The 21,691-nt window shown below is 57.5% G+C and carries 19 protein-coding genes and 1 pseudogene; 3 read left to right on the top strand and 17 right to left on the bottom strand.

Features of this window, described 5'->3' with window-relative positions; translation table 11 throughout:
• Positions 1–155: glyceraldehyde 3-phosphate dehydrogenase NAD-binding domain-containing protein (locus Q2B33_RS15520; protein WP_300822731.1), on the bottom strand; the 155-nt coding region annotated here is incomplete at its 3' end.
• Between the two features lie 262 nt (positions 156–417).
• On the opposite strand from Q2B33_RS15520, the gene Q2B33_RS15515 reads away from it, so the two are divergent.
• Positions 418–1,236, top strand: a complete 819-nt coding sequence (locus tag Q2B33_RS15515) for a histidinol-phosphatase HisJ family protein (protein WP_300565634.1) — start codon at positions 418–420, stop codon at positions 1,234–1,236.
• 90 nt (positions 1,237–1,326) lie between these two features.
• Here Q2B33_RS15515 and Q2B33_RS15510 read toward each other — a convergent pair whose 3' ends face one another.
• The 3 genes from Q2B33_RS15510 to Q2B33_RS15500 all read right to left on the bottom strand — a co-directional run bounded on the left by Q2B33_RS15510 (position 1,327) and on the right by Q2B33_RS15500 (position 3,850).
• Positions 1,327–1,836, bottom strand: coding sequence for a GNAT family N-acetyltransferase (locus Q2B33_RS15510; RefSeq protein ID WP_300565632.1), 510 nt, complete (start codon positions 1,834–1,836; stop codon positions 1,327–1,329).
• Complete coding sequence (locus Q2B33_RS15505; RefSeq protein ID WP_300565630.1) at positions 1,833–3,521, bottom strand: Hsp70 family protein; 1,689 nt, start codon at positions 3,519–3,521, stop codon at positions 1,833–1,835. The genes Q2B33_RS15510 and Q2B33_RS15505 overlap by 4 nt, the downstream gene beginning before the upstream one ends.
• A 137-nt stretch (positions 3,522–3,658) precedes the next feature.
• Positions 3,659–3,850, bottom strand: a complete 192-nt coding sequence (locus Q2B33_RS15500) for a hypothetical protein (RefSeq protein ID WP_300565629.1) — start codon at positions 3,848–3,850, stop codon at positions 3,659–3,661.
• A gap of 75 nt (positions 3,851–3,925) precedes the next feature.
• Here Q2B33_RS15500 and Q2B33_RS24730 point away from each other — a divergent pair, with 75 nt between their 5' ends.
• Entirely contained in the window at positions 3,926–4,252 is a 327-nt protein-coding gene (locus tag Q2B33_RS24730; RefSeq protein WP_369124246.1) for a 2'-5' RNA ligase family protein, read from the top strand.
• A gap of 29 nt (positions 4,253–4,281) precedes the next feature.
• Here the strand turns inward: Q2B33_RS24730 and Q2B33_RS15495 are convergent, their stop codons facing one another.
• From Q2B33_RS15495 to Q2B33_RS15435, 13 genes are all read right to left on the bottom strand, one after another.
• Positions 4,282–5,424, bottom strand: a complete 1,143-nt coding sequence (locus Q2B33_RS15495) for a lysozyme inhibitor LprI family protein (RefSeq protein WP_300565627.1) — start codon at positions 5,422–5,424, stop codon at positions 4,282–4,284.
• A gap of 142 nt (positions 5,425–5,566) precedes the next feature.
• Positions 5,567–6,598 (bottom strand): hypothetical protein, encoded by a 1,032-nt coding sequence (locus tag Q2B33_RS15490; protein WP_300565625.1) that lies wholly within the window; start codon positions 6,596–6,598, stop codon positions 5,567–5,569.
• A gap of 535 nt (positions 6,599–7,133) precedes the next feature.
• On the bottom strand, positions 7,134–10,166 hold the full coding sequence (locus Q2B33_RS15485; RefSeq protein ID WP_300565623.1) for a tetratricopeptide repeat protein: 3,033 nt from the start codon (positions 10,164–10,166) through the stop codon (positions 7,134–7,136).
• Positions 10,167–10,365: 199 nt separating this feature from the next.
• Positions 10,366–11,754 (bottom strand): glycine--tRNA ligase, encoded by a 1,389-nt coding sequence (locus Q2B33_RS15480; protein WP_300565621.1) that lies wholly within the window; start codon positions 11,752–11,754, stop codon positions 10,366–10,368.
• Between the two features lie 57 nt (positions 11,755–11,811).
• Complete coding sequence (locus Q2B33_RS15475) at positions 11,812–12,423, bottom strand: hypothetical protein (protein ID WP_300565619.1); 612 nt, start codon at positions 12,421–12,423, stop codon at positions 11,812–11,814.
• Positions 12,424–12,550: 127 nt separating this feature from the next.
• A complete protein-coding gene (recO, locus tag Q2B33_RS15470) occupies positions 12,551–13,231 on the bottom strand; it encodes a DNA repair protein RecO (RefSeq protein WP_300565617.1) in 681 nt (226 codons plus the stop codon).
• A complete protein-coding gene (locus tag Q2B33_RS15465; RefSeq protein WP_300565615.1) occupies positions 13,146–13,334 on the bottom strand; it encodes a hypothetical protein in 189 nt (62 codons plus the stop codon). Before Q2B33_RS15465 ends, recO begins: the two co-directional genes overlap by 86 nt.
• A gap of 132 nt (positions 13,335–13,466) precedes the next feature.
• Positions 13,467–14,381: a GTPase Era gene (era, locus tag Q2B33_RS15460; protein ID WP_300565613.1), complete on the bottom strand. Its 915-nt coding sequence runs from the start codon at positions 14,379–14,381 to the stop codon at positions 13,467–13,469.
• Positions 14,382–14,502: 121 nt separating this feature from the next.
• Positions 14,503–15,723 (bottom strand): DUF4349 domain-containing protein, encoded by a 1,221-nt coding sequence (locus Q2B33_RS15455; RefSeq protein ID WP_300565611.1) that lies wholly within the window; start codon positions 15,721–15,723, stop codon positions 14,503–14,505.
• Positions 15,724–15,932: 209 nt separating this feature from the next.
• On the bottom strand, positions 15,933–18,848 hold the full coding sequence (locus tag Q2B33_RS15450; RefSeq protein ID WP_300783737.1) for an insulinase family protein: 2,916 nt from the start codon (positions 18,846–18,848) through the stop codon (positions 15,933–15,935).
• Positions 18,849–18,991: 143 nt separating this feature from the next.
• A complete protein-coding gene (locus tag Q2B33_RS15445) occupies positions 18,992–19,435 on the bottom strand; it encodes a hypothetical protein (protein WP_300565606.1) in 444 nt (147 codons plus the stop codon).
• 48 nt (positions 19,436–19,483) lie between these two features.
• Complete coding sequence (locus Q2B33_RS15440; protein WP_300565604.1) at positions 19,484–20,257, bottom strand: hypothetical protein; 774 nt, start codon at positions 20,255–20,257, stop codon at positions 19,484–19,486.
• A 34-nt stretch (positions 20,258–20,291) separates the two neighbouring features.
• Complete coding sequence (locus tag Q2B33_RS15435; protein ID WP_296476246.1) at positions 20,292–21,146, bottom strand: hypothetical protein; 855 nt, start codon at positions 21,144–21,146, stop codon at positions 20,292–20,294.
• A 273-nt stretch (positions 21,147–21,419) separates the two neighbouring features.
• Between Q2B33_RS15435 and Q2B33_RS15430 the strand changes: the two are divergent.
• A pseudogene (locus Q2B33_RS15430) lies at positions 21,420–21,691 on the top strand (hypothetical protein); the annotation flags it as partial.

Below are 21,691 nucleotides of genomic sequence, written 5' to 3'. Positions count from 1 at the left end.
CCCTGAGAAGAGTCATACTTCAACAGGTGAGCCAGCATCTTGGGGCTGGTCAGGTCGTTGATAGCAACTACCTCATACCCCTCAGCATCGAACATCTGCCTGAATGCCAGACGGCCAATACGGCCAAAACCATTGATTGCTACTCTTACTGCCATTTTAGTTCCCTCCTAATATTTTTATGTGTTTCGGCAACCCTTGTCCGATTTTTGCGGGACATGCCGGATTGTCAAACTTTTATCAACAAGGCTATTTTACCCAATCTTGAAGGAGAATTCAAGATGTAAATGAAAAATAATTGCCATAATTTCGGAAATTTTACAGATTGTTTAGAAATAGGATAGCCAACAGGGCAAAAGATGATATAATAATCATCATAGGGTTCACGATACGGAAATCTAAAACCGAAAGGAGAACGCCATGCCAATCATAGCAGACTGCCACTTACATTCCTCATTTTCCGGCGATTCCCACACCCCCATGGAGGAGATGGTGCTACAGGGAATCGCACAGGGCCTGGAGACCATGTGCTTCACGGAGCATCAGGATTTCGACTATCCCGACCGGGAGGGGCTGGAGGGGAATATCTTCCTGCTGGACACCGACCCTTACCTCTATGACCTGGCCCGGCTGAAGGAAAAATACGCCGGGAAGATACGCCTGCTCTTCGGAGTGGAGCTGGGGCTGCAGCCTGAAGCGCTGCGGAAGAACGCCGTCTACGCCAAGTCCTATGAATTCGACTTCATCATCGGCTCCTCCCATATCTGCCACGGCAAGGACGTCTATTATCCCGATTTCTTCCAGGGGCGCAGCAAAGAGGAGGCTTTGGGGGAATATTTCCAGTCCACGCTGGAGAATATCCGGAAATTCTCTAATTTCGATGTCTATGGGCATCTGGACTATGCGGTGCGCTATGCGCCGGGAAAGGACGAAGGATATTCTTATTCGGCATACCGTGACATCTTCGACGATATTCTGAAAGAACTGCTGGACAAGGGCAAAGGCATCGAGCTGAACACCGGCGGAATCAAGAAAGGGATGCGGGATTTCCATCCCTGCATGGACGCGCTGAAGCGCTATCGGGAGCTGGGAGGGGAAATCGTCACCATCGGCTCGGACTCCCATGATACAGCCCATATCGGGGATTCCTTTGGCCGGGCGGCGGAAGTCCTGAGAGAATGCGGGTTCCAGTATTATTGCGTCTTCGAGAAGCGAAATCCGGAGTTCCATAAGCTTTAGAATCCGGAAACGGCTACCCTGAGCGCCGCACCCGGGCCTCCTCCCGGCCTGTAGCCTGGAGAACCCCAGTCCGTCCCGGCGCTCTTGCCGCTAATCGGCAGGAGGCTTCCTCCACTCCATGTAAACCGAAAGCCGCCCCTCTTCCAGAAAGCGCTCCTTTTCCCGAAATCCAGCCTTCTCCAGCGCCCGCAGGGAACAGACGTTCTCCGCATAGGCAAAAGCGCCCAGTCTGCGGATTGCATAGCGGGAAAAGACCTCCTGGCAGAAAAGCCTAGCTGCCTGACTGCCCACGCCTTTCCCCCACAGACGCTTTTCAAAAATCAGGAAGCTGAACATGGCCATCTCTTCCTCAGCTTCATCGATGCCATAGCACCACACATCCCCCACGTAATCGCCGTCCGCCCCGATGCACATGCCAAAGCTGGTGGCGTCGGGCTGCCTGGATGCTTCGAACTGTCTCAGCGCCTCCTCCAGAGAGATGTCCTGCAGAGGAATCCTCTTCCTGATTTCTTCGTCCTGGGTCTTCTCCCAATAAATCCTTACATGCTCCGCCGTCCTGGGCCCGAGCACGACCTTGATGTCAGCCCTCTGACCGCTCACTCTTCGTTGTCCTCCTCCAGCACCTCGTTCAGCGCCTCCCGCGTCTCCATAATCTCATCGTGGTCTCCACCTTTCAGCGCCGCCTCAAAGGCCGTGATGTACCGGTCAAGCACGCGCCTGCGCTCCCCCAGGGTCTCCTCGTACATCCGCTCCGCCCTGGTCAGCACCAGCCGGTTCTCCTCGTAGTCCCTGGGCTGAATCTTCAGATAGGCCAGTTCCTCCATGCGCTTTCGGATTTCCTCCTCTGTCATCTCGTTGTCCTGGCCCTTGATGACCATTTTCCGGCTCTCTCCCGTGGACACCACCATGACTTCCACCTCCAGCAGGGAATTGATGTCGTATGTATAGGTCACGTCCACGGACTCCCGGCCTTTGGGCCCCTTGGGGATGTCAATCTCCAGCTCCCCCAGGAACAGGTTGTTCCTGGCAAAGCGGCTCTCCCCCTGCAGCACCCGGACGCGCACCTTGCTCTGATTGTCCCGGGCGGTGTAGAGCCGCTCCGTGTGGCTGGCGGGGATGACCGTATTGCGCTCGATGATGGGGCAGAACCTGCCGTCTTCATATTTCCCCTCATCGTATTCCACCACCACCTCGGTGCCCAGGGTAAAGGAGCACACATCCGTCAGGATGACCTCCTTCACCTCCTCCCTGCGCTCCTTCATGGCCGCCTGCACCGCCGCCCCCAGTGCCACGGTCTCGTCCGGGTTCATTCTGGTGTCCGGGAACTTGCGGAACAGACGTATCAGGAAATCCCGTACGATGTTCAGCCTGGTGGCTCCGCCGATCAGCAGCACCTCGTCGATGTCCGAAAGCTTCAGCCCCGCGTCCGCCAGGCTCTTCTTCACAGGTTCCCTGATTTTCATCAGAAGCTCCTCGCAGGCCTCTTCGTACTCCTTATATGTAATCTTTTGCTCCAGGCTTTCTTCTTTATATAAAAAGCCCATGGAGACTACATCATTGTCGTTAATGGCGCATTTTGCCTTCTCCGCCTCCCGGAACAGGCGCACCTGCTCCTTCTCGGAAAGGTTCTGCAGCTGCAGCTTCGCCTTCTGCAGGAAAAGCTTCGCCATCGCCTCCGTAAAGTCCTCGCCGCCCAGATAATTGTCCCCGGCCACGGCACGGACTTCCAGGATGTTGTGGTACAGCTCCAGGATGGACACGTCAAAGGTGCCGCCCCCTAAGTCGAACACCAGGAACCGGGTGTCCTTGGTCTTGTCATACAGGCCGTATGCCACCGCGGCGGCGGTGGGCTCCGAAATCATCCGCTCCACCTTCAGGCCCGCCAGCTCCCCGGCGCGCTTGGTGGCCTTTCTGCGCTTGTCGTCGAAGTAGGCGGGCACGCTGATGACAGCCTCGGTGACCTCCTCCCCCAGGAAGCTTTCCGCGTCCTCCTTCAGCGCGCGCAGCACCAGGCTGGACAGCTCCTCCGGCCGGAAGTGCTTCCCGCTCAATATGTAGTCCCGCTCCGTGCCCATGCTGCGCTTGAAGGTCTCCGCCACGGTGTCCGGGTAGAGGCTCATGCGCTCCCGGGCCGTCTCCCCCACGTACACATTCCCCTCCCTGTCCACGCTGACCACCGAAGGCGTGAGGCTCTTCCCCAGCCTGTTGGGAATGATCTTCGGCCCTTCTTCCGTAAAATATGCTATCAAACTGTTGGTCGTACCTAAGTCGATTCCTACTATCATGCTTACCTCCATGATGCCGCTGTAGGGCGTATGAATCTAGGGGAAAACGCCTGCCCCTTGCGGATATCAGCCCATTGAATACCAGTATAGCACAATTGCCGGACTTATTCACGTTAAAAATTCGGATTGGAAAAAATTTATACTTTCCCGCATATCTGCTCCGACTGCCGGTACTCGGACACGGTCTTCCCGGCCACCTTGCAGGCCTTCTCCAGGGAGCACTGCAGCTCACTCATGATGTTTTCTATAATCTCGATTATCTGGCTGACGCTGCCCTTGGCTTCCCCCCGGGCTTCTCCTCGGGCTTCTCCTTCAACGATTCCTTCCATTCTGCTGTCCTCCATCATCTCTCTTATGGCCTGGCACACGTTATATTCTCCCTTCTCTTAAACAGCTGAGCCGGAATCACACCGTTTACCATCTCTCTGGACGGCATCGGCTCCTACGGCGATTTGTGGTGGGCCGGAATCAGTCACTCTCCCGCTCTGGACGCAGTCGTGCGGAGAATCAGACGCGCACTTGCTGAAAACGGCATCCCGTTTGACAGGAAGAAATTTTCTCCCCATATCACGCTGCTACGGAAGGCATCCGGTTCTTCCATGCCGCCCCTGAGCACTGAAAATGTTTCCGCAGCCGTGGAGTCCATCTCACTGATGAGGTCTGACCGTGGAAAGCGCGGCATGATATACACAGAGGCGGGGGCGCTGACGGCAGAAGGAGCTTCTGAATAATGACCGGCCAATCTGCCCCCACTCAGCCTTCACCTTCCCTCCGCGTACTTTGCCAGCTCATATACCCTTGCTTTGGTCAGTTCTGCCGCTTTCATCGCTTCGTCCAGCGGCTGCGCGCTTCCGCCCTTATGCTCCTGCCCGGCGGCCTGCACTTCCGCGTCCTTGGATGCGATCCATTCCATTTCCTCTTCCCGCAGGGCCTCCATGTCCGCCGTATCCAAATCTGCTTCCAGCAGCCTCCACACCACATTCAAGGTGTCATCCCACAGCCGGTACAGTTCCGCAGCGGACTCGTTCATCTCCGTCTGCGTAACGGCTTCCTTCTGCATCTTCTCCACTTCCTTTTCCCGCTCCTCGGCATAGGAAATCTCCATGGCGATCCTCTCGGAAAGGCTCTGCTCCACATAGACGCTGCTGGAGAAGCCCAGCTCTCCGTCCGCATTGTATAGCCCATAGAAGCTCAGCTCCTCTTCCTGGACAGCCTCCAAATCATAATATCCCACCCACTCCCGAAAGGCCTGGGGCAGATCGGCCAGCTTGGATCCCGGAAGATACAGATAGAATTCCTCTCCGTCCAGCCCATAGGCACCGGAATAAATATAGCGGACCCCATCGACGATTTCCTCTATCTCCGGCTCACGCTTGAAGGAGATGGTTGACAGGTTCATTTTGTACGTGAAGCCGTCCACTTTCTCCAACTGGTCGAAAGTCCCGGAAAACTCACAATAATATAAGGTGCCGTTCGGATAGCCATCCCCCGTAACCCCCATGTCCGCATCCTGATACAGCCCCTCGAAAGAACCGTCGCTGCGGATGCGAAGCTCCGTGAACCAGGCTCCCGCACCGCTGCTGAAATAGAATACCCTGTCGGACAAATCCTCGAAGCGGAACCCTGTCTCCGCGCCGTCCAATCCGCTCCCGGGCTGAGCAGTCTCCAGCCCCTCCGGCTGCCGTCCTCCCTCCTGGGGATTCTCCCCGGTAGCCTCTCCGCCAGACGGATCCTCCGAAGCAAAATCCACAGACGGCCCCTCCCCGGACTGCCCTTCTCCAGCCTCGTCTTCCGAAAGCTTCACTGCTGTCGGCACCTGCGTGGAGCCCTCATCCGTCTTTCCGCAGCCTGCGGAAAGAAGCAGCACCATAACCGCCAACGGCAACATTATTTTCTTTTTCATAATCATACCTCCTATTCCGCTCTGGAAACGAACCAGCACTTCCCTCAGCCGCGGGCGCCGGTCATGCGTCCTCCTGGCAAATCCCATTCCCTGAGGGCACAAACCGCATGGCTGAACAGTGCCGGCATCCTCCTGAGAAAATCTATACTTTCCCGCATATCTGCTCCGACTGCCGGTACTCCGACACGGTCTTCCCGGCTACCTTACAGGCTTTCTCCAGGGAGCACTGCAGCTCCTTCATGATATTTTCTATGATTTCGATTATCTGGCCGGCGCTGCCCTCGGCCTTTCCCGCTGCCTTTCCACGGGCCTCTCCTTCGGCGATTCCCTCAGCCTTTCCCGCCATCCTGCTATCCTCCACCATCTCCCTGATTGCCTGGCACATATCGTATTCTCCTTTCTCTGTCCTATATCTCTTACTGTTTTGGGCAAATCCCTTTATCCCCATCAACACTCCCAGGGTCTGGGCAGTCTCTTCGTCCATATTCTGATAGGCCGACTCTCTGTCCAGGAGCTCTTTCAGCCGCTCCTTGTCCCTGCGGCAGAACAAGATGGCGAACAGCTCCCGCAGCGATGTCCGGAAACCTGAGCAGTCCGCAAGCTCATTAGCACACACGAGGCGCATGGGATAATCCGCAAAGCAGTCCCTCCATGCCTCTTCGTCCCCGCGTCCCTGCGAATCCTCCCCGAAATCCATCATGTCCTTCAGGCTCCTGGGGCCGTCCCAGTCCTCCGCCCCATGGTACAGGCACAATGTGTAGACAGGCGCGAAACGCTCCTCTTTCCGCACTTCGCTCAGCCGCTCCCCATCCTTCGTATAGACCCGCTTCCCCTGTCTGGCCAGTTCCCGGTTCGCCCTCTGGGCTCCCCGTATCTGCTTCCCATATTCCCGGCAGTCGTAATCCATGACGCGCCAGGGCATGATGTAGTTCACATCGCTCTGGCTCTCCACTGCCAGGATTTTCAATTCCTTGCCGGACTTCAGCCGCCTCTTGATGTCGCGCGTCCGCTGATTGCCTTTCTCTCCCGGCTTCCCATGATATACTTCCGATGCCTCCGCCAGCTCTTCCGCGTCCACCACCTGCCGTCCCTTGAAATATAGCTGGTTGAACAGGTCGGCGAATCGTTTGTCGTCATCCAGATAGGACAGCATCGCGTTGTTCTCCGCTCCCATGAATCCTCCTTTTCGGGGCCGGGACCGCGGAATCTGGCTCCCCATCCCTGCCGCATTTTTCATTCCTTTCATGTCTACAGTTGCGCTTTTTCCAGTGAAAAACGGCAGAAATGCCATTTGACATCAGAAAGAAACAGAGTTTAGATAAATTGCTTTAGGGATAGGATAATACATGTGTGGGGGATTGTCAATAGTTTTTTGTCAGCGTCATCATCCCCCCAATACTATCATCATGCACAATGAGACAAGACTGTTGACCTGGTTTCGCCTTACGGCGAGGATTTTAACCCCATTATACAGACAATCAAATACCCCGCTGCAAGCAACGGGGTATCAATCTTGCAACGCTGCAGAGCAGCGGGGTATTTGACCCTCGCGGCATTCGCCAACTGGCCGTGCAAGCACGGCCGCTTGGCTCATTGCTCGCGGGAATAAATTTAGACTTGCACTGCCCACACATTGGGCATAAAATATTAGAAGCAATAAAAAGTTCGCCTAACATGACAGTAAGGCGAACTTTTTTATATGAATGGCCTCACCCCCCAAACGCCACATGCCTGATAGCCAGCATATACTCGTCCCATGGCTGCACCTGCAGATTCCGCAACAGACGTTCCTCCGCCTCCTGGCGCCTCCCCGTCCGCAGCAGGAGCAGGATCCTAGCGCCCTCCAGCTCCCTGCACAGCGGGCTGGTACAGAAATGGCATATTTCGCATCTGTCTTCCGTATCCAGCAGTTCCTGCAGCTTCTGTGGCGTCTCTGTGTAATAGGCCGCCAGGAACTCCATCTGCAGGTGCCCTTTCTGTCGGTTATAGTATTTGCGCCTGCCCACAGTCCCTTCCCTGTCCAGCCAGGCCTGAAGCCTGGCCGCGTACCTTTTACCCTTCTCCTCATTCCCGCAGAGGATGCAGGCGAAGACGGCATCGCAGATCTTCCCCTCCATGGTCTTCTCTGTCAGGCCGTTGCGGAACATCCTCCCGAAGGCCCGCACCGCGCCGCCTTTGCTGCCGTACAGCAGCTCCCACCAGCCCCTGCAGCAATAATATGCCGGATAGGAGACCCTATTCCGTTTCCCGGCGCCGTCCGATGAACCCCTTTTCAGGAAATCCAGAACGGCTTCCCTGAGCCTGCCGCCAAGCTCCCTCTTCCACTGCCGGAGCGTCTGCCGCGCCATCTCCTTCTCCCCTGCGGCCAGGTACAGCTTCACCAGCCGCTCATGCCGCGTCCAGTTATCCTTCGCGTAGAACCGCTCATAGATGGACGCAGCCTCTTCCACCCTGCCCGCCCGCATGGCGAATTCGGCCAGGTTGTCGCCGAACCAGTTGCTCCTGCTCTCCCCCGCTGTCTCCTCGTACCGGCGATAGGCCTTATATGCCGCCCCGGCATCCCCCAGCAGGGCATAGAGGTTCCCCATGTCCGCGTAGATGACAGGGGACATCTCCTGATCCATGTACAGGATGGCCTTTTTCAGGCAGACCAGGGCCCGCTCATAGTCCCCCTGGTATTTGTAGGTGAAGCTTAAGCCGTTCAGGGCATAGGGGTTGGATGGGTTGATGTAGAGGGCCTTCTCGAAATCCTCCCTGGCCTCCTCCAGGCGATGGGCGGCCCTGTGGAACAGCGCCCGCTCCACCAGCATGAAATCATCGGGATAATGATATAAATATTCCGTCAGGATGGGAAGCCCCTTCTCGTAATATTCCTCCTTCCCCTCCTCCACATGCTTGAAGTAGCTGCGCCGGAATTCCTTCAGCTTCTCGTTGAGCCGGCTGATGTCCATGACCTCCTCCCGCATCTGGAAACGGTAGGCATCCAGGAGCACGCTGCCCGCTCCGTTCTTCTGGGCATCCTCATACACCTTGTCGAAATCCTCCCGCCGGTTCAAATCCAGATACACCTTGGCCAGGTACTCATAGGACTTCACGAAGCCGGGAAAATACCGCATGCACTGTCCGGCAGCTCTGACTACGCCTGCGGCGTCAAGCTGCCGCCTGTAGGCTTCCAGCATGGAGGCATACGCCGCGAAGACCTGGAATTCCTCTATCAGCCGCCGGCATACCTCCAGGCTCAGCTCATACTCCTCCATGGCCGTATAGATCTGAGCCATTTCCAGCAGGACGCCCACGTCCTTCGCGCTCCCTGTGAGGATGCTCTTGCCCTCCTCGATCGCCAGGGCGAATTTCTCCCTGTCCCTGTAGCCCAGGCTGTGGCAGCACTGCATCCGGATCAGGCGGGTCTGCCGCAGCCTGTCTCTGTCTTTTCTATCCTCATTCTCGTCTGCGCCGGCGTTTTTCGCCATCTTGGCCTCCAGGGCTGGCTCCCAGTGCCTGGTCATGGCTATGGCCTCCTCATAATCGGCCTCCTCCGTATAGAGCTTCGCCATGAGCCCGTAATACTCCGCCTCCTTTTCCGGAGGCAGCTTCCCCTCCAGCCCAAGGGCCAGCCGGATGCCCCGGGCGGTTCTGCCGTCCTGCAGGTAGCACCAGCAAAGCTCCAGGCCGCTCTCCCAGTCTCCGCGCTCCCGGTATCCGGCTTCTAGCCCCTTTTCCAGTTCGCTGTTGATCTTGGCCAGGAGCTCCATGAACCCATCGTCCGCCCCTGCTGTCAGCACCCGCTCCGCGCATTTCTTGGCCTCCCGGAAGCGCCCCTCCTCATAATGCCATTCGGCCAGCCGGGCGTTGGCCATGTAATGGCTGTCGTTCTCCGCCTTCAGCTCCTGGTAGAGTCCCGCCGCCCGCCTCCTGTAGCTGCCGTTGTCCTTCTGGCTCCAGAGGATTTCTGCGAAATTGTAGGAGATCATAGGATCCCCCGGGTATTCGGCCAGCTCCCTCTCCAGCAAGTCCACAGCCTCCCCGATTCTTCCCTGCCGCACCAGCACATTGGCCCGGCTCACCTCCACCACCGGATGCCGGATGCCCGTGGCGTCCGCCTCCTCCAGGCAGCGCTTAGCCTCCTCCAGCCTGTCCTCGTGCAGCGCCTGCCAGCAGCGGTCGTAACACTCCAGGAACCGGTCGTAATCCCCGTCCTCCGGCCCCCGGAACTGGGTGAAGTCCAGATCCTCCCCCCGTTCGCACCGGCCCGCGATGAAATATACGAAGTTGGCCGGGAACCTCTCCCGCAGGAGCTTCGCGTCCTTCACGATGGCCAGCCGCCTGTCGAACAGCTTCCAGACTTCCGTGGGCAGCTTGAAATGCTCCGTCAGGAATCGCAGCAGCTTCTCCCGGCAGTTCTCTTCCTCCTCCAGGGACAGGAACACATCATCGTCAAACAGGGCCTTCCAGAGCTTCACGTCCTGTCTGGAACGGATATTTCCGTATATCTCCACGGCCCGCTCCAGCCACAGGCCCGAGGGGGTGGTGTCCCTGGGGGGCTCCTGCTCGTCCCCCTCCGCATCTTCCGTCTCTCTGGCGTATCTGCAGGCCTCCTCATAGGCCCTCCGCAATCTCTTGAAGCCCTCCGGATCGTCCTCCGGGTTCGTCACCGTCAGCTTCCCCCTGTAAGCGCCCTTCAGCGCCCTCTCGTCCTTTGTAGCCTCAATGCCAAGTATCCGAAACGCTTCCTCTCGGTTCATATCAAGCCTCTCCTTCCGCTGCCGCCCGGTCTGTCAACCCGCGTCCACACAATCGAGCAGTGGAAGGCCTTCCCCTGCTCGCCGTGCGGCCCACGCGCCGCCTTGGCGGCATATTTCAAGCGCCATGGCGCTTTGCGCACGGCCCGCGCATATAAAAAGGGGCAGAAGAACGCTTCTGCCCCCGTAATCCACCCATTTCCTAAAACACGAACTTATCCGCAAAATAGGCATCCAGCTCGCCGATCGCCACCCTCTCCTGCTCCATGGAATCCCTAAAGCGCACGGTGACGCAGCCGTCCGTCTCGGAGTCGAAGTCGTAGGTCACGCAGAAGGGCGTGCCGATTTCATCCTGGCGGCGGTACCGCTTGCCGATGTTGCCCCTATCGTCATACTCGCAGTTGTACTTTTTGCAAAGCTGGGCGTAAATCTTCTCCGCGCCCTCGCCCAGCTTCTTGGACAGGGGCAGCACGCCAATCTTCACAGGCGCCAGGGCGGGATGGAAGCGCAGCACGGTGCGCATGTCGCCGCCCTCCAGTTCCTCCTCGTCGTAGGCCGCGCACAGGAAGGCCAGCACCACTCTGTCCGCGCCCAGAGAAGGTTCTACCACATAGGGTATGTACTTCTCCTTCTTCTCGTCGTCGAAATAGGTCATGTCCTCCCCGGAGGTATTGGCATGCTGGCTCAGGTCATAATCCGTCCTGTCGGCGATGCCCCACAGCTCGCCCCAGCCGAAGGGGAAGAGGAATTCGATGTCTGTAGTGCCCTTGCTGTAGAAGCACAGCCCCTCGGGGCTGTGGTCGCGCAGGCGCATCTCGTCCTCCTTGATGCCTAAGGAAATCAGCCAGTCCCTGCAGAAGCCTCTCCAGTACTGGAACCACTCCAGATCCGTGCCGGGCTCGCAGAAGAACTCCAGCTCCATCTGCTCGAACTCCCGGGTGCGGAAGGTGAAGTTGCCCGGCGTGATCTCGTTGCGGAAGGCCTTGCCTATCTGGCCGATGCCGAAAGGAATCTTCTTCCGGGAAGTCCTCTGGACGTTCTTGAAGTTCACGAAGATGCCCTGGGCCGTCTCAGGCCGCAGATAGACTACGCTCTTGGCGTCCTCCGTGACGCCCTGGAAGGTCTTGAACATCAGATTGAACTGACGGATGTCCGTAAAATTGTGCTTGCCGCAGCTGGGGCAGGGAATATTATGCTCCTCCACGAAGGCCTTCATCTGCTCCTGGCTCCAGGAGTCCACGCTCTCCGTAAGCTCCATGCCCTGCTCCCCGCAGAAGTCCTCGATCAGCTTATCCGCCCGGAAGCGCTCGTGGCATTCCCTGCAGTCCATCAGGGGATCCGAGAAGCCGCCCAGATGGCCGCTGGCCACCCAGGTCTGGGGGTTCATGAGGATGGCGCAGTCCACGCCTACGTTGTAGGGGTTCTCCTGCACGAACTTCTGCCACCAGGCCCTCTTTACGTTGTTCTTCAGCTCCACGCCCAGGTTGCCGTAGTCCCAGGTGTTGGCCAGGCCGCCGTAAATCTCGGAGCCCGGATAGATGAAGCCTCTGGCCTTGGCCAGGGCCACGATTTTGTCCATTGTCTTTTCCATGTCGAAACCATACCTTTCTGTTTTCTATTGTCCAGATGCATCGCCCGCCGGACCGGCTCAGCGATACAGAATGCACACAGGCCCTTCCGTCCCCGATGTGTCGATGCTGCCGTCCGGATTCACCGTCGCCCCCGGGCTCACATGCGTCACCTTCCCGGGACAGTAGATGTTGGCCTTGATTCCCGTAATGACTACATTGCTGTCCGCATCCTGTCTCAACTGCTCCTCCGAATAGGGCGCGCCGTCCTTTACGCCCTCCAGGGCCATGCCCGCCGTGCGTCCCTCCTGGGCCGCCTGGGACGCCGTCCCGAAGTACAGCTCCTCCTCCAGGAACCCGGCGGCGCTCTCCCAGCCGTCGAACCGGTATGCCACTACCACCTTCCCGCTGCCGTCCTCCAGCGCCTCCACCTTGTCCACAGTCACAGCGGCCTCCCTGCCGCTGGCGCTGTTGAACTGGGCCGCTTCCTGGGTGGCCATGGCCTGGAGCTCCGAGAGCACATAGTCGGCTTTATCGAACAGCCCCACCTGCCATACGGTGACCTCCCCCTCCTTACTGACGGCCACGGAAGGGGTGTCTACGATATCCGGCACCTTCGCCTCCCCGCAACCCGACAGGAACACGATGCACAGGCAGAGGGCTGCCGCAAGTCTTCCATATTTTCTCATCATCCGCACTAAGCCTCAATCTTTCCTTCTATATTTATGCTCCCCTGTGCGCTTTGCGTGCGCACAGCTGTGCGGCTTTTCCCCTATCCCGAAAAGCCATAAGTAATTGTACCAAAAACAATCCGTTTTTTCAACAGAGAGTTTGCAGAACTTCAAGGCTTTTGAACTGCTGCTGTCCCGCAAAGCGCTTCATGTACCGGCCCGCCACGGCCTGCAGCTGCCCCAGTACCGCTTCTGCCACCTTGAATGTGTAAAGCTTCTCCAGGGGGCTGGACGTTATGTAGTACAGCGCGTACAGCGTGGAATCCTCCGGCATCCCGCCCCCCAGAATCCCCTCCAGGGCTTCCCTGGTGAACTCCCCGGGGAACTCGCCGTTCACCGCCATGGCCCGGCATTCAAAGACGCAGCGCACCAATGGGTTCGGCAGGGCCGCGGCGCAGAGCGCCCTGAGGGACTGGTACAGCAGCTTCATCATCTCCCGCTCGTCATTGCCCTCCCTGGTGCAGAAGTCCGTCACCTCGGCAAAATACATGCCGTAGCAGGCGCCGATGTAGTCGGACCGAAGTTCCTCAAAATAGTTCCTGATGTCCGCCTCGGCCAGCGTATAGGCGTTCCTGCCCTCATAGAGCCGAAAGCTCCCAAAGGAAAAGGGATTGGTGGCCGCCGCCAGCCGGTTGCCCGGTTTTCTGGCTCCTCTGGCAAAAGCCGCCACCTTTCCCTTCTCCTTAGTCAAAAGGCTGATACGCCTGTCGTACTCCCCCACCGGGCTCTGCTTCAGTATGATTCCCGTCACCCATATATAGTCCTGCATGATTGCCCTTTTTAATCTGTTCCTGCCTCGCGCTGGACACGAAGGACAGATAGTCCTCCACCTTCCCGCTGCTCTCGAACTGCTTCCAGTATCCTTCTTCCATTCCTGCATCCTCCTGCGTACCAAGCTTCCCGCCACGTCCCGGCGATGTCCGGCCTGTGGCTCAGAACTTCTTTCCACACTTAGAGTCTGCATTTTCGATTTTTATATTCGTGGATTTATCTGGCAGGTCTTTCTAATCTTTGCCAGAAATATCCTTCTGATTGTAGCCGAAATTCCGCAGCAGATGGTCGCTGTCCCGCCAGTCCTTGCGCACTTTCACGAAAATCTTCAGATTCACCTGCATCTCCAGCATCTCCTCGATCTCCCGCCTGGCCTCGCTGCCGATCTTCTTGAGCATGGAGCCGCCCTTTCCGATGATGATGCCCTTGTGGGAATCCTTCTCGCAGACGATGGCCGCGTCGATGTGGCAGATTTTGTCAGCCTCCTGCATGGACTCCACGCTGACGGCGATTCCGTGGGGCACCTCGTCCTCCAGCAGGCGCAGAGCCTTCTCCCGGATCAGCTCCGCCACAATCTCCCGCATGGGCTGGTCGGTGATGGTGTCCTCGTCGAAATAGGCCGGACCCTCGGGCAGGTACTTGAAGATGCACTTCACCAGCTCCTCCGTATTGTCCCCCTTCAGGGCGGACACGGGCACGATCTCCGCGCAGTCTATGGCCTTGCGGTAGGTGTCGATGAAGAACAGCACCTCGTCCTTCTTCACGGTATCCGTCTTGTTGATCACCAGGATCACAGGGGTCTTCACCTTCTGCAGCTCCTCGATGATATGCCGCTCCCCGGCTCCGATGAAACTGGAGGGCTCCACCAGCCACAGGATCACGTCCACCTGGTCCAGGGTGGTCTCGGCGGCGGTGACCATGTACTCGCCCAGCTTGTTCTTGGACTTGTGGATGCCCGGCGTGTCCACAAACACGATCTGACCCTCCTCCGTGGTCAGCACGGTGCGGATACGGTTGCGGGTGGTCTGGGGCTTGCTGGACGTGATGGCGATCTTCTGCCCGATCAAATGGTTCATCAGCGTGGATTTTCCCACGTTCGGCCTGCCAATCAAGGTGACAAAGCCTGATTTGTAAGGTTTATTCTCCATTTCTACCTCATCTGTCTGTCAATATTTGTTTATGGCTGCATCTGTCTGTACAATAGAATCCAAGAGAGGATTCTATTGTCTAGTATACAAGAGCTTTCCGGAAAAATCAATTGTGCCGCTGTCATTTTTCCAGGTTATTTTCATTATTTTCTTTTTTTCCGTCCCCGGCTTCCGGCGCAGCGCTTTCCACGGCGCCTGCCTCCCATTCCTGCATCCGGACCGTCCGGGCCTGTATCCGGGCTTCCTCCCGCTGCCTGTTTTCCTTCTGCCTGCGCTGTCTGATGCGGGCCTTCCTCCAAAGCAGGACGGCCACCCCGATTCCACCAGCCCACAGCACCAGATAGGGAAGATGGGTCAAAAACCAGATGGCGAACTCCATCAGGCCGTCCCCGATGTCCCGTAGGCTCCTCAGGAAGCCCTCCACAATCCTTTTTCCCGGACCAGGCTCCTCCTGGCGCACCTCCGTCAGCTCCCTGACCTCCGACACATGGAGCTCGACAGTACTGTAGTCTATCAGGTTGTCCAGGGTGCGCAGCTTGGACTCCATGCTCTCCAGCTCATAGCGCACCTCCGACAGGCGCTGCTCCAAGGCGATAATCTCCTCGATGGTCTCCGCCTTTTCCAGGAACGCAAGCAGTCTCTCCTGCTCCGTGCGCAGGGTGTTCCTGCGGCTCTCCATGTCCACATAGGACAGAGTCACGTCCTCCACGCTGTCATTGCGCCTGACCACATTGCCGATGTCGGACACGGTCTGCAGGAAGCTGTCCAGCTTTCCGTTTGGGACGCGGATGGTCAGGTTCGCGTAGCGGGAGGACACATAGCCGGAATAGCTGCTGCCGTTGTAGGTCTCCATGTTCTCTATGTACCCGCCCAGCTCCTCCACCTGTGTCTCAAGGGAGGACATCATCTGCTCGAATTCCTTCGTCTCCACCTCCAGGCCCACGGTCTGGATCAGCTTCCGGCCCTCCCGGACGCCTGCGCCCTGGCCGGTTCCCTCCTCCTGGGTTCCGCCGTCCGCGGTATCATAAGCCTCGTACTCCGCAGCCTCCTCCATGGAATACATGCCGCCGCCCGCGCCGTTCACGCCCGCTTCCTGGGCGCTGCCCTTGCTGTCCGTCGCCGCAAAAATGCCGCCGTCCGCTCCGCTGGACGAGCCGCAGGCGGAATATAGAATTGTAGTCAATATGCACACCAATATGCACAGGAGCCGCGTTCCGGAAATCCTCTGGCCTGCCCTTCCGCTCCGAATCCTGCCGTCCCCGGTTCCATGCCTGCGGGCGCATCCGTTTGCTGCCGCCCCTTCCGCGCCACGTATCCTCTGGCCAATCCTTCTTTTTTCCATACCGTCCTCCCCTCTGCCCGCCTTGCGGGCGTGCAGCCCTGCGCCATGTTCTTTCCCCGCCTCCCGGCAGGCGCGGCCTCCCTCAGATGGCACTGTCCGAAGACAGCACGACCGGGGCGCTCTTGTCTGTCAGAAACGCCCCGGTCCTACGCTTCTGACAGCAGAAGCCATACCAGTACGGCTCCCACTGTCCTTATAGACGAAAAAACCTACGAAAGGTTCTCGATATTCATGAATTTATCCGCTTCTGCCTTAATCTTCTGTTCGCTGCCCACCACGCAGAGGAAATCGTCCTCCATGAAGGCCCTGATATAGGCCGCCAGGCCCCGGATGTCCTCCGCCGTCACATCGATGACCTCGTCCCGCTCCTTTTGGATCATTTCCATAGTGATGCCCCTCATATAGGCCTCTCTGGAGCGCCTGCCCTTGCCCGCCGCCGTCAGGGGCATGTCGAGCTGGCTGAAGGTGCCGATGATGTACTGGGTCAGCGTCCTCTCGTTGGCGTCATAAGCGCCGATGAAGTCCGCCGCCGCCTCGTACACGTCGATGGTCTGGCTCAGATTCGGGTCGCGGTAGGAGACGAAGAAACACTCTCCCGTCCTTCCAAAGGCGCACATGCATCCATAAGCGCCGCCCTTGACCCGGATATTCGTCCACAGATACTCATATCCCATCATCACCTGCAGCACACGCAGCGCCCCCTTATAGGGCAGGCCCTTGTTCAGGAAATTGCCGGCCCGGCAGACATACTGCACCTGCCCGGCGGTCATAAAGCCCTCGTTCTTCCGGGACACCTCCGGAAGAAAGCTGCCCTTCTCCACCTCACAGGTGTACAGCTTCGCTTTCAGGGCGGCGATGGCGGGCTCCAGGCCCTCGAAGGCCTTCCTGTCCCCAGTAAAGTCCACCCGCAGGTTCTCCGGGCGGAAGATCATCCTGCACAACCCCTCCAGGCGCTTTGTCAGAAGCTCCCTGTTCGCCTCAAAGTCCTTCTCCAGCCCGGAAGCCAGCCGGTACTGTCCTATGCCCGTCAGTTCATCGTTCATGGCGTACCTGGCATCCCCGTAAGACAGGGCCCTGTTCAGGGCCACGCTATTCCCGGCCTCCAGCACATACTCCCGGTACCTGGAATTGTTCTCCGCCAGAATCTCCTTCAGCCGCTTGCCGTCCGAGAAATCGCTGGTCAGCATCAGTTCCTCCATCAGCTCCAGAGCCCTGGGCAGTTTGTCGTACAGCGCCTTGGTGTAGACCTCCAGGGTGAAGGTACACTGCTTAGGATTCTCCACTTTTCCGTAGCTGTTGTAGGTGACCCCAATTTCCCCGGTGGCCAGATTGATTTCATTGCTCAGCTCCCCATAGGTATAATGGGCGGTGTCCACATGGCAGAACACGTTCTGCAGGATACCGAGATAAGGGAAGTACTCCGCCGGGATGTCCTTCACCTCGAACATCAGCCGCAGATACCCGATGCCGTTGGTAAAGACCTCATGGTACAGCCCGGGGCACCCGGCCAGGCTCCTCTCCTCATTGATCAGGGGGGCAGCCTCCCGCTTCATGTCCTCCCTGTTCAGCAGGGGAATCTTCGCCAGGTTCTCCGGGGAATCCACGTCCTCCCGGAAGGCGTTCAGCGCGTCCATCATGCTGTGGATGCCTGTAATCTCCTCCTGGGACATCTTGGCTTTCATCTCCGCCAGGGCTCCTGCCAGCTTCTCCTCCTGCTCTCCGGCAAGGCCCTCCTTAGGCTCCAGGACTACCATGGACCCATGGGGGTTCTCCAGCAGGTACTTTTTCACCAGCTCCTCGAAATAGCCCTCCTCCACCCTGGCCCGCAGCTTCGCGTAGGTCTCGTTGGCCTCGATGTGGAGGAAGGGGCCTTGGTCGTCATACACCCAGCTTCCCAGGGCCTGCAGGCCGTACATCAGCCCCTTGGGGAAGCTTCCGAAATCCGCCTCCCTGTAGCGGAATTCGAAATGGTTGATGGCCGCCAGCAGGGCCTTTTTGTCAAAACCCTTTTCTACTATTCCGGAAAGCGTCTCCCGGATTGTGGACTGGAACTCCTCCTCCTTAGACAGGGAGGTGCCCTTTGCCACCACGCTGAAGTAGGGCTGCTTTAAGTCATTGTCATAGATGCTGAACACATCCTTACCGATTCCTTTGTCGATCAGCGCCTTCTTCAGGGGCGCTCCCGGCACGGTGCAGAGCACGAAATCCAGGACCTGGAAGGCCACATACAGCTCCCTGTCCAGGTTGTCGCCCACGGACTTGCACCATGCCAGATAGGTGTTCTCGTCCACGTCCTCGCCTTCGCTGATGGGGAACTGTCTCACCCTGCGCACCTGTCCTTCAAAGGGCTTCTGGCCCGTCACCTCAGACTCCACCTTCAGGGCATCGAAGGCGGACAGGTAATGCTCGTCGATGTACTGCAGCTTCTCCGCCATGTCCATATTGCCGTAGAGGTAGATATAGCTGTTGGAGGGATGGTAATAGGTCCTGTGGAACTCCAAAAACTGCTCATAGGTCAGCTCCGGAATCGCCGCAGGGTCGCCGCCGGACTCAAAGGCATAGGTGGTGTCGGGATACAGGGCCGTGCTGATCTCCCGGTACAGCACGCTGTCCGGGGAGGAGAAGGCCCCCTTCATCTCGTTGTAGACTACGCCATTGTAGGAAAGCTTCCCCGCCTCGTCCAGCTCATAATGCCAGCCCTCCTGGCGGAAGATGGCCTCGTTTTCGTAGATATTGGGATAGAACACCGCGTCCAGATAGACATGCATCAGGTTCTGGAAATCCTTGTCATTGCAGCTTGCCACCGGGTACACCGTGCGGTCAGGATAGGTCATGGCGTTCAGGAAAGTGTTCAAGGATCCCTTGGCCAGCTCGATGAAGGGATCCTTGATGGGGAACTCCCTGGAGCCGCAGAGCACGGAATGCTCCAGGATATGGGCCACCCCGGTGGAATCCTTGGGCGTGGTGCGGAATCCGATGTAGAACACCTTGTTGTCGTCGTCATTGGACAGCAATGCCACCCTGGCCCCGGTCTTCTTATGCCGGCACAGATAGGCCATGCTGTCGATGTCCGCTATCTTCCTTTTCTCGATGACTTCATAGCTCGTTAACTCTTCTACTCTCATTTTTTGCTCCTCTTGTTTATTCTATACTGCTTAACGATTTTGCTTGCCGTGAAACCAGACTGCATAACGCTGACTGGTTCATTCGCATGATTACATTAGGCAGTATTCAGCGTTATGCAGTATATATTTGCAGTCATACATCGTCACAATCCCAGCAGCGCCAGCTTGCTGACGCTCAGCTCCTGTATCACGTAGCCCTGCCGCTCCTTGTCGGCGGGCGGGACGCTGGCCAGCTCCTCCACCGTGAGCTGCTTCGTCACGTACCGCCTCTCCGGGACATGAGCTGTCCTCCCCCTGTTTCCCCCGAAGAAGGGTTTCTTTTCCTCGATGACGTTCACCTTCACCCGGGCCTTCATCTGCTTATAGACCTTCACCAGAAAGCTGTCCGGGGCCAGGTAGTACAGATGGGTCTCCAGGGTATCCTCCCTGTCCGCCTCGGGAAGGATGTACCGCTCCATGATCAGACGGAACTTAAAGCTGATCTCATCCTCGTCCAGCAGCTCCCGGAAAGTATACTTTGCCCCCACATAAAGCCTGGCGGTATCCTGCATGCTGTATTTATAGTCCTCGTATATCTTTTTCTCCATATTGTCTCCCGGCGGCGCCCACATCCCGCGCCCTGTCCCCGGACGGTCTCAGGCTTTGCTGTCCGTCTCGATGTCCTCTATCTTGAATCCGCTCAGGCGCATGGCGTCCCGGATGGCCTTCCCGGAAAGCCCGGTCTCCTGGGAGAGCTCCTCCGGCGTCACCTTCCTGCGCAGCTCCTCCGAGAGCTGTCCCGCCTTATCCGCCACCCGGTTCACCCTGTCGGCGATTCTTTTGTCATTCTTCTCCTGGTGGGCCCGCTCCCGGATGCACTCCTCGCAGGCGTCCATGACGCGCCTGGCCAGCATGCCGCAGGCCTCCGAGGGCTTTCCGTCAAAGCTTCCCCCCGGGGCCTGTCCCGTCTGCGCCAATATCTCCACGCCCACCGCCAGGGCCACGTTCCCCTCCCCGATCAGATCCTCCAGGGGCACGCCCTGGCCCGCGTAGAGCCTGGCGATGTCCGCCACCTCCCGCAGGAAGCTTTCCGTCAGCTGCTGCCTGGCCGCCCTGTCCCCGGCCATCACGGACATGGCGTAGGCCGTCCTCTGTCCGTCGCTGCAGACGGGGAGCCCTTCTATCTCGTCCAGGTACATCTGCAGATAGTCCCTCTCCTCCTCCGTCATAAAAGCGTCCTGGTCGCCGGGCTCTCCGATGCCCACATTATGCTTCCTCAGATAGTCGAACACCATCTCCATCTGGGCTTCCCCCAGTTCCAGTCCGGCGAAGCTCTCCCTCACCTGCTCTTCCCTGATGCTGTTCCCCTGCTCCCTAGCAAGCCTGCGCACCTTCTCCAACGTCTGCGCGAAAACGATCTCCTGATTCACTTTTTTTCGTTTCCTTTCATTTTGTTTTTCGAATTCACTTCACATGGGTATGGGTGAACAGATGCTCCTGGCAGTATTCGTAATTGCCATTGCATTTGGAACAGAACCGGAATTCCAGATTGGGATCGTCGTCCTCGGTCTGGCCGCAAATGGCGCACTTATGCTTGGTCACCCTGGAGTTGCGCCGGATGTCCTGCTTGAACTCAGCCCTGCGCTTCATCTGCTTCGGAGACATGTGGATATGGCTCCTGGAGGTAAAGAAGAATATCACGAAGTTCAGCAGGGAGGACAGGATGACGATCCTGGTCACCAGGCCTCCCCGGAACAGGAAATCGTATGTCAGCACCAGCCCGTCCAGAATGCCCAGCCACTTCACCTTCACCGGGATGATGAACATCAGCAGCACCTGCACATCCGGGAACGTGGCCGCAAAGGCCAGGAAGATGGACATATTGATATAGTAGGTGCTGAACAGGGCGGACACGATCAGGGAGGTGGCCGCAAGCCCTTCCCCGCCTCCGGAGAGGAAGAACTGGATGCCCAGCCACACGAAGCTGCCCAGGACAGTGAACAGCATGCCCGAGAACAGATAGACGTTATACCGATAAGTCCCCCATGTCCGCTCCAAACTGGTGCCGATATTGTAATAGAAAAGGAGCATGATGATCGTAAAGGGATCCAGCGAGGAGGGCGGCACGATGACCCAGGTGAAGATCCTCCAGATCTGGCCGTGGAGGACGGCGTAGGGATCCAGCGTCAGGTACAGCAGGAAATTGCCATTGACCATCTGGATGACATAGCCCACCACATAGCACAGGATCAGTATCAGGGAAAGGTTGCTGATGGCATACTTTCCAAATCTCTTCTCAAAATTGCTCATCTCATTCACTCCTTGTGTCGAATAGCCTTGGGGCCCTGCGAATAGACTGGAAACAGGACTCCGGCAGCCCGCAGGATAATAGTATTCTACCATCCCCGCTTCCATAAGTAAACCAGACTTTTCCTATTTTTATATAAAAATCAGTATTTTAATAAACTTTTTACACGTCCATCTATTTGCATTTTGTGCCGCAGTGTACTATAATGTCTTAGAATGTCATGATATGTCAGCATTCTTTTACCAGTTTTGAGACTGGCTTATTTTCAGGAAGGATGATTTTGCATGGAATTTACTACAAAAACTGCCGCTCATTGCGATGCCGATGCACTTGTCGGCGATGCCAATGCATTTCTTGGCGATGCCGATGTATTTCTCGGCGATGCCAATGCATTTCTTGGCATTGATATAGGCTCCACCACGGTGAAGATCGCGATTCTGGACGAAGCGCACCGCATCCTGTTCTCGGACTATGAGCGCCATTTTGCCAATATCCGGGAGACCCTCTCCAGGCTCCTGGACAAAGCATATCAGCAGTTCGGCAACCTGACCCTGCA

Origin of the sequence: uncultured Acetatifactor sp., from assembly GCF_948601915.1 — a bacterium.
Classification (GTDB): Bacteria; Bacillota; Clostridia; order Lachnospirales; family Lachnospiraceae; genus Acetatifactor.
This window is presented reverse-complemented; position numbering and strand designations above follow the sequence as displayed.

Excerpts from the sequence above, each read along its gene's own strand:
- Q2B33_RS15515 (WP_300565634.1), top strand. The coding sequence starts at position 418 with ATGCCAATCATAGCAGACTGCCACTTACATTCCTCATTTTCCGGCGAT.
- Q2B33_RS15505 (WP_300565630.1), bottom strand. The coding sequence starts at position 3,521 with ATGATAGTAGGAATCGACTTAGGTACGACCAACAGTTTGATAGCATAT.
- Q2B33_RS15500 (WP_300565629.1), bottom strand. The coding sequence starts at position 3,850 with ATGGAAGGAATCGTTGAAGGAGAAGCCCGAGGAGAAGCCCGGGGGGAA.
- Q2B33_RS15495 (WP_300565627.1), bottom strand. The coding sequence starts at position 5,424 with ATGAAAAAGAAAATAATGTTGCCGTTGGCGGTTATGGTGCTGCTTCTT.
- Q2B33_RS15490 (WP_300565625.1), bottom strand. The coding sequence starts at position 6,598 with ATGGGAGCGGAGAACAACGCGATGCTGTCCTATCTGGATGACGACAAA.
- Q2B33_RS15485 (WP_300565623.1), bottom strand. The coding sequence starts at position 10,166 with ATGAACCGAGAGGAAGCGTTTCGGATACTTGGCATTGAGGCTACAAAG.
- Q2B33_RS15480 (WP_300565621.1), bottom strand. The coding sequence starts at position 11,754 with ATGGAAAAGACAATGGACAAAATCGTGGCCCTGGCCAAGGCCAGAGGC.
- Q2B33_RS15475 (WP_300565619.1), bottom strand. The coding sequence starts at position 12,423 with ATGATGAGAAAATATGGAAGACTTGCGGCAGCCCTCTGCCTGTGCATC.
- recO (WP_300565617.1), bottom strand. The coding sequence starts at position 13,231 with ATGCAGGACTATATATGGGTGACGGGAATCATACTGAAGCAGAGCCCG.
- Q2B33_RS15465 (WP_300565615.1), bottom strand. The coding sequence starts at position 13,334 with ATGGAAGAAGGATACTGGAAGCAGTTCGAGAGCAGCGGGAAGGTGGAG.
- era (WP_300565613.1), bottom strand. The coding sequence starts at position 14,381 with ATGGAGAATAAACCTTACAAATCAGGCTTTGTCACCTTGATTGGCAGG.
- Q2B33_RS15455 (WP_300565611.1), bottom strand. The coding sequence starts at position 15,723 with ATGGAAAAAAGAAGGATTGGCCAGAGGATACGTGGCGCGGAAGGGGCG.
- Q2B33_RS15450 (WP_300783737.1), bottom strand. The coding sequence starts at position 18,848 with ATGAGAGTAGAAGAGTTAACGAGCTATGAAGTCATCGAGAAAAGGAAG.
- Q2B33_RS15445 (WP_300565606.1), bottom strand. The coding sequence starts at position 19,435 with ATGGAGAAAAAGATATACGAGGACTATAAATACAGCATGCAGGATACC.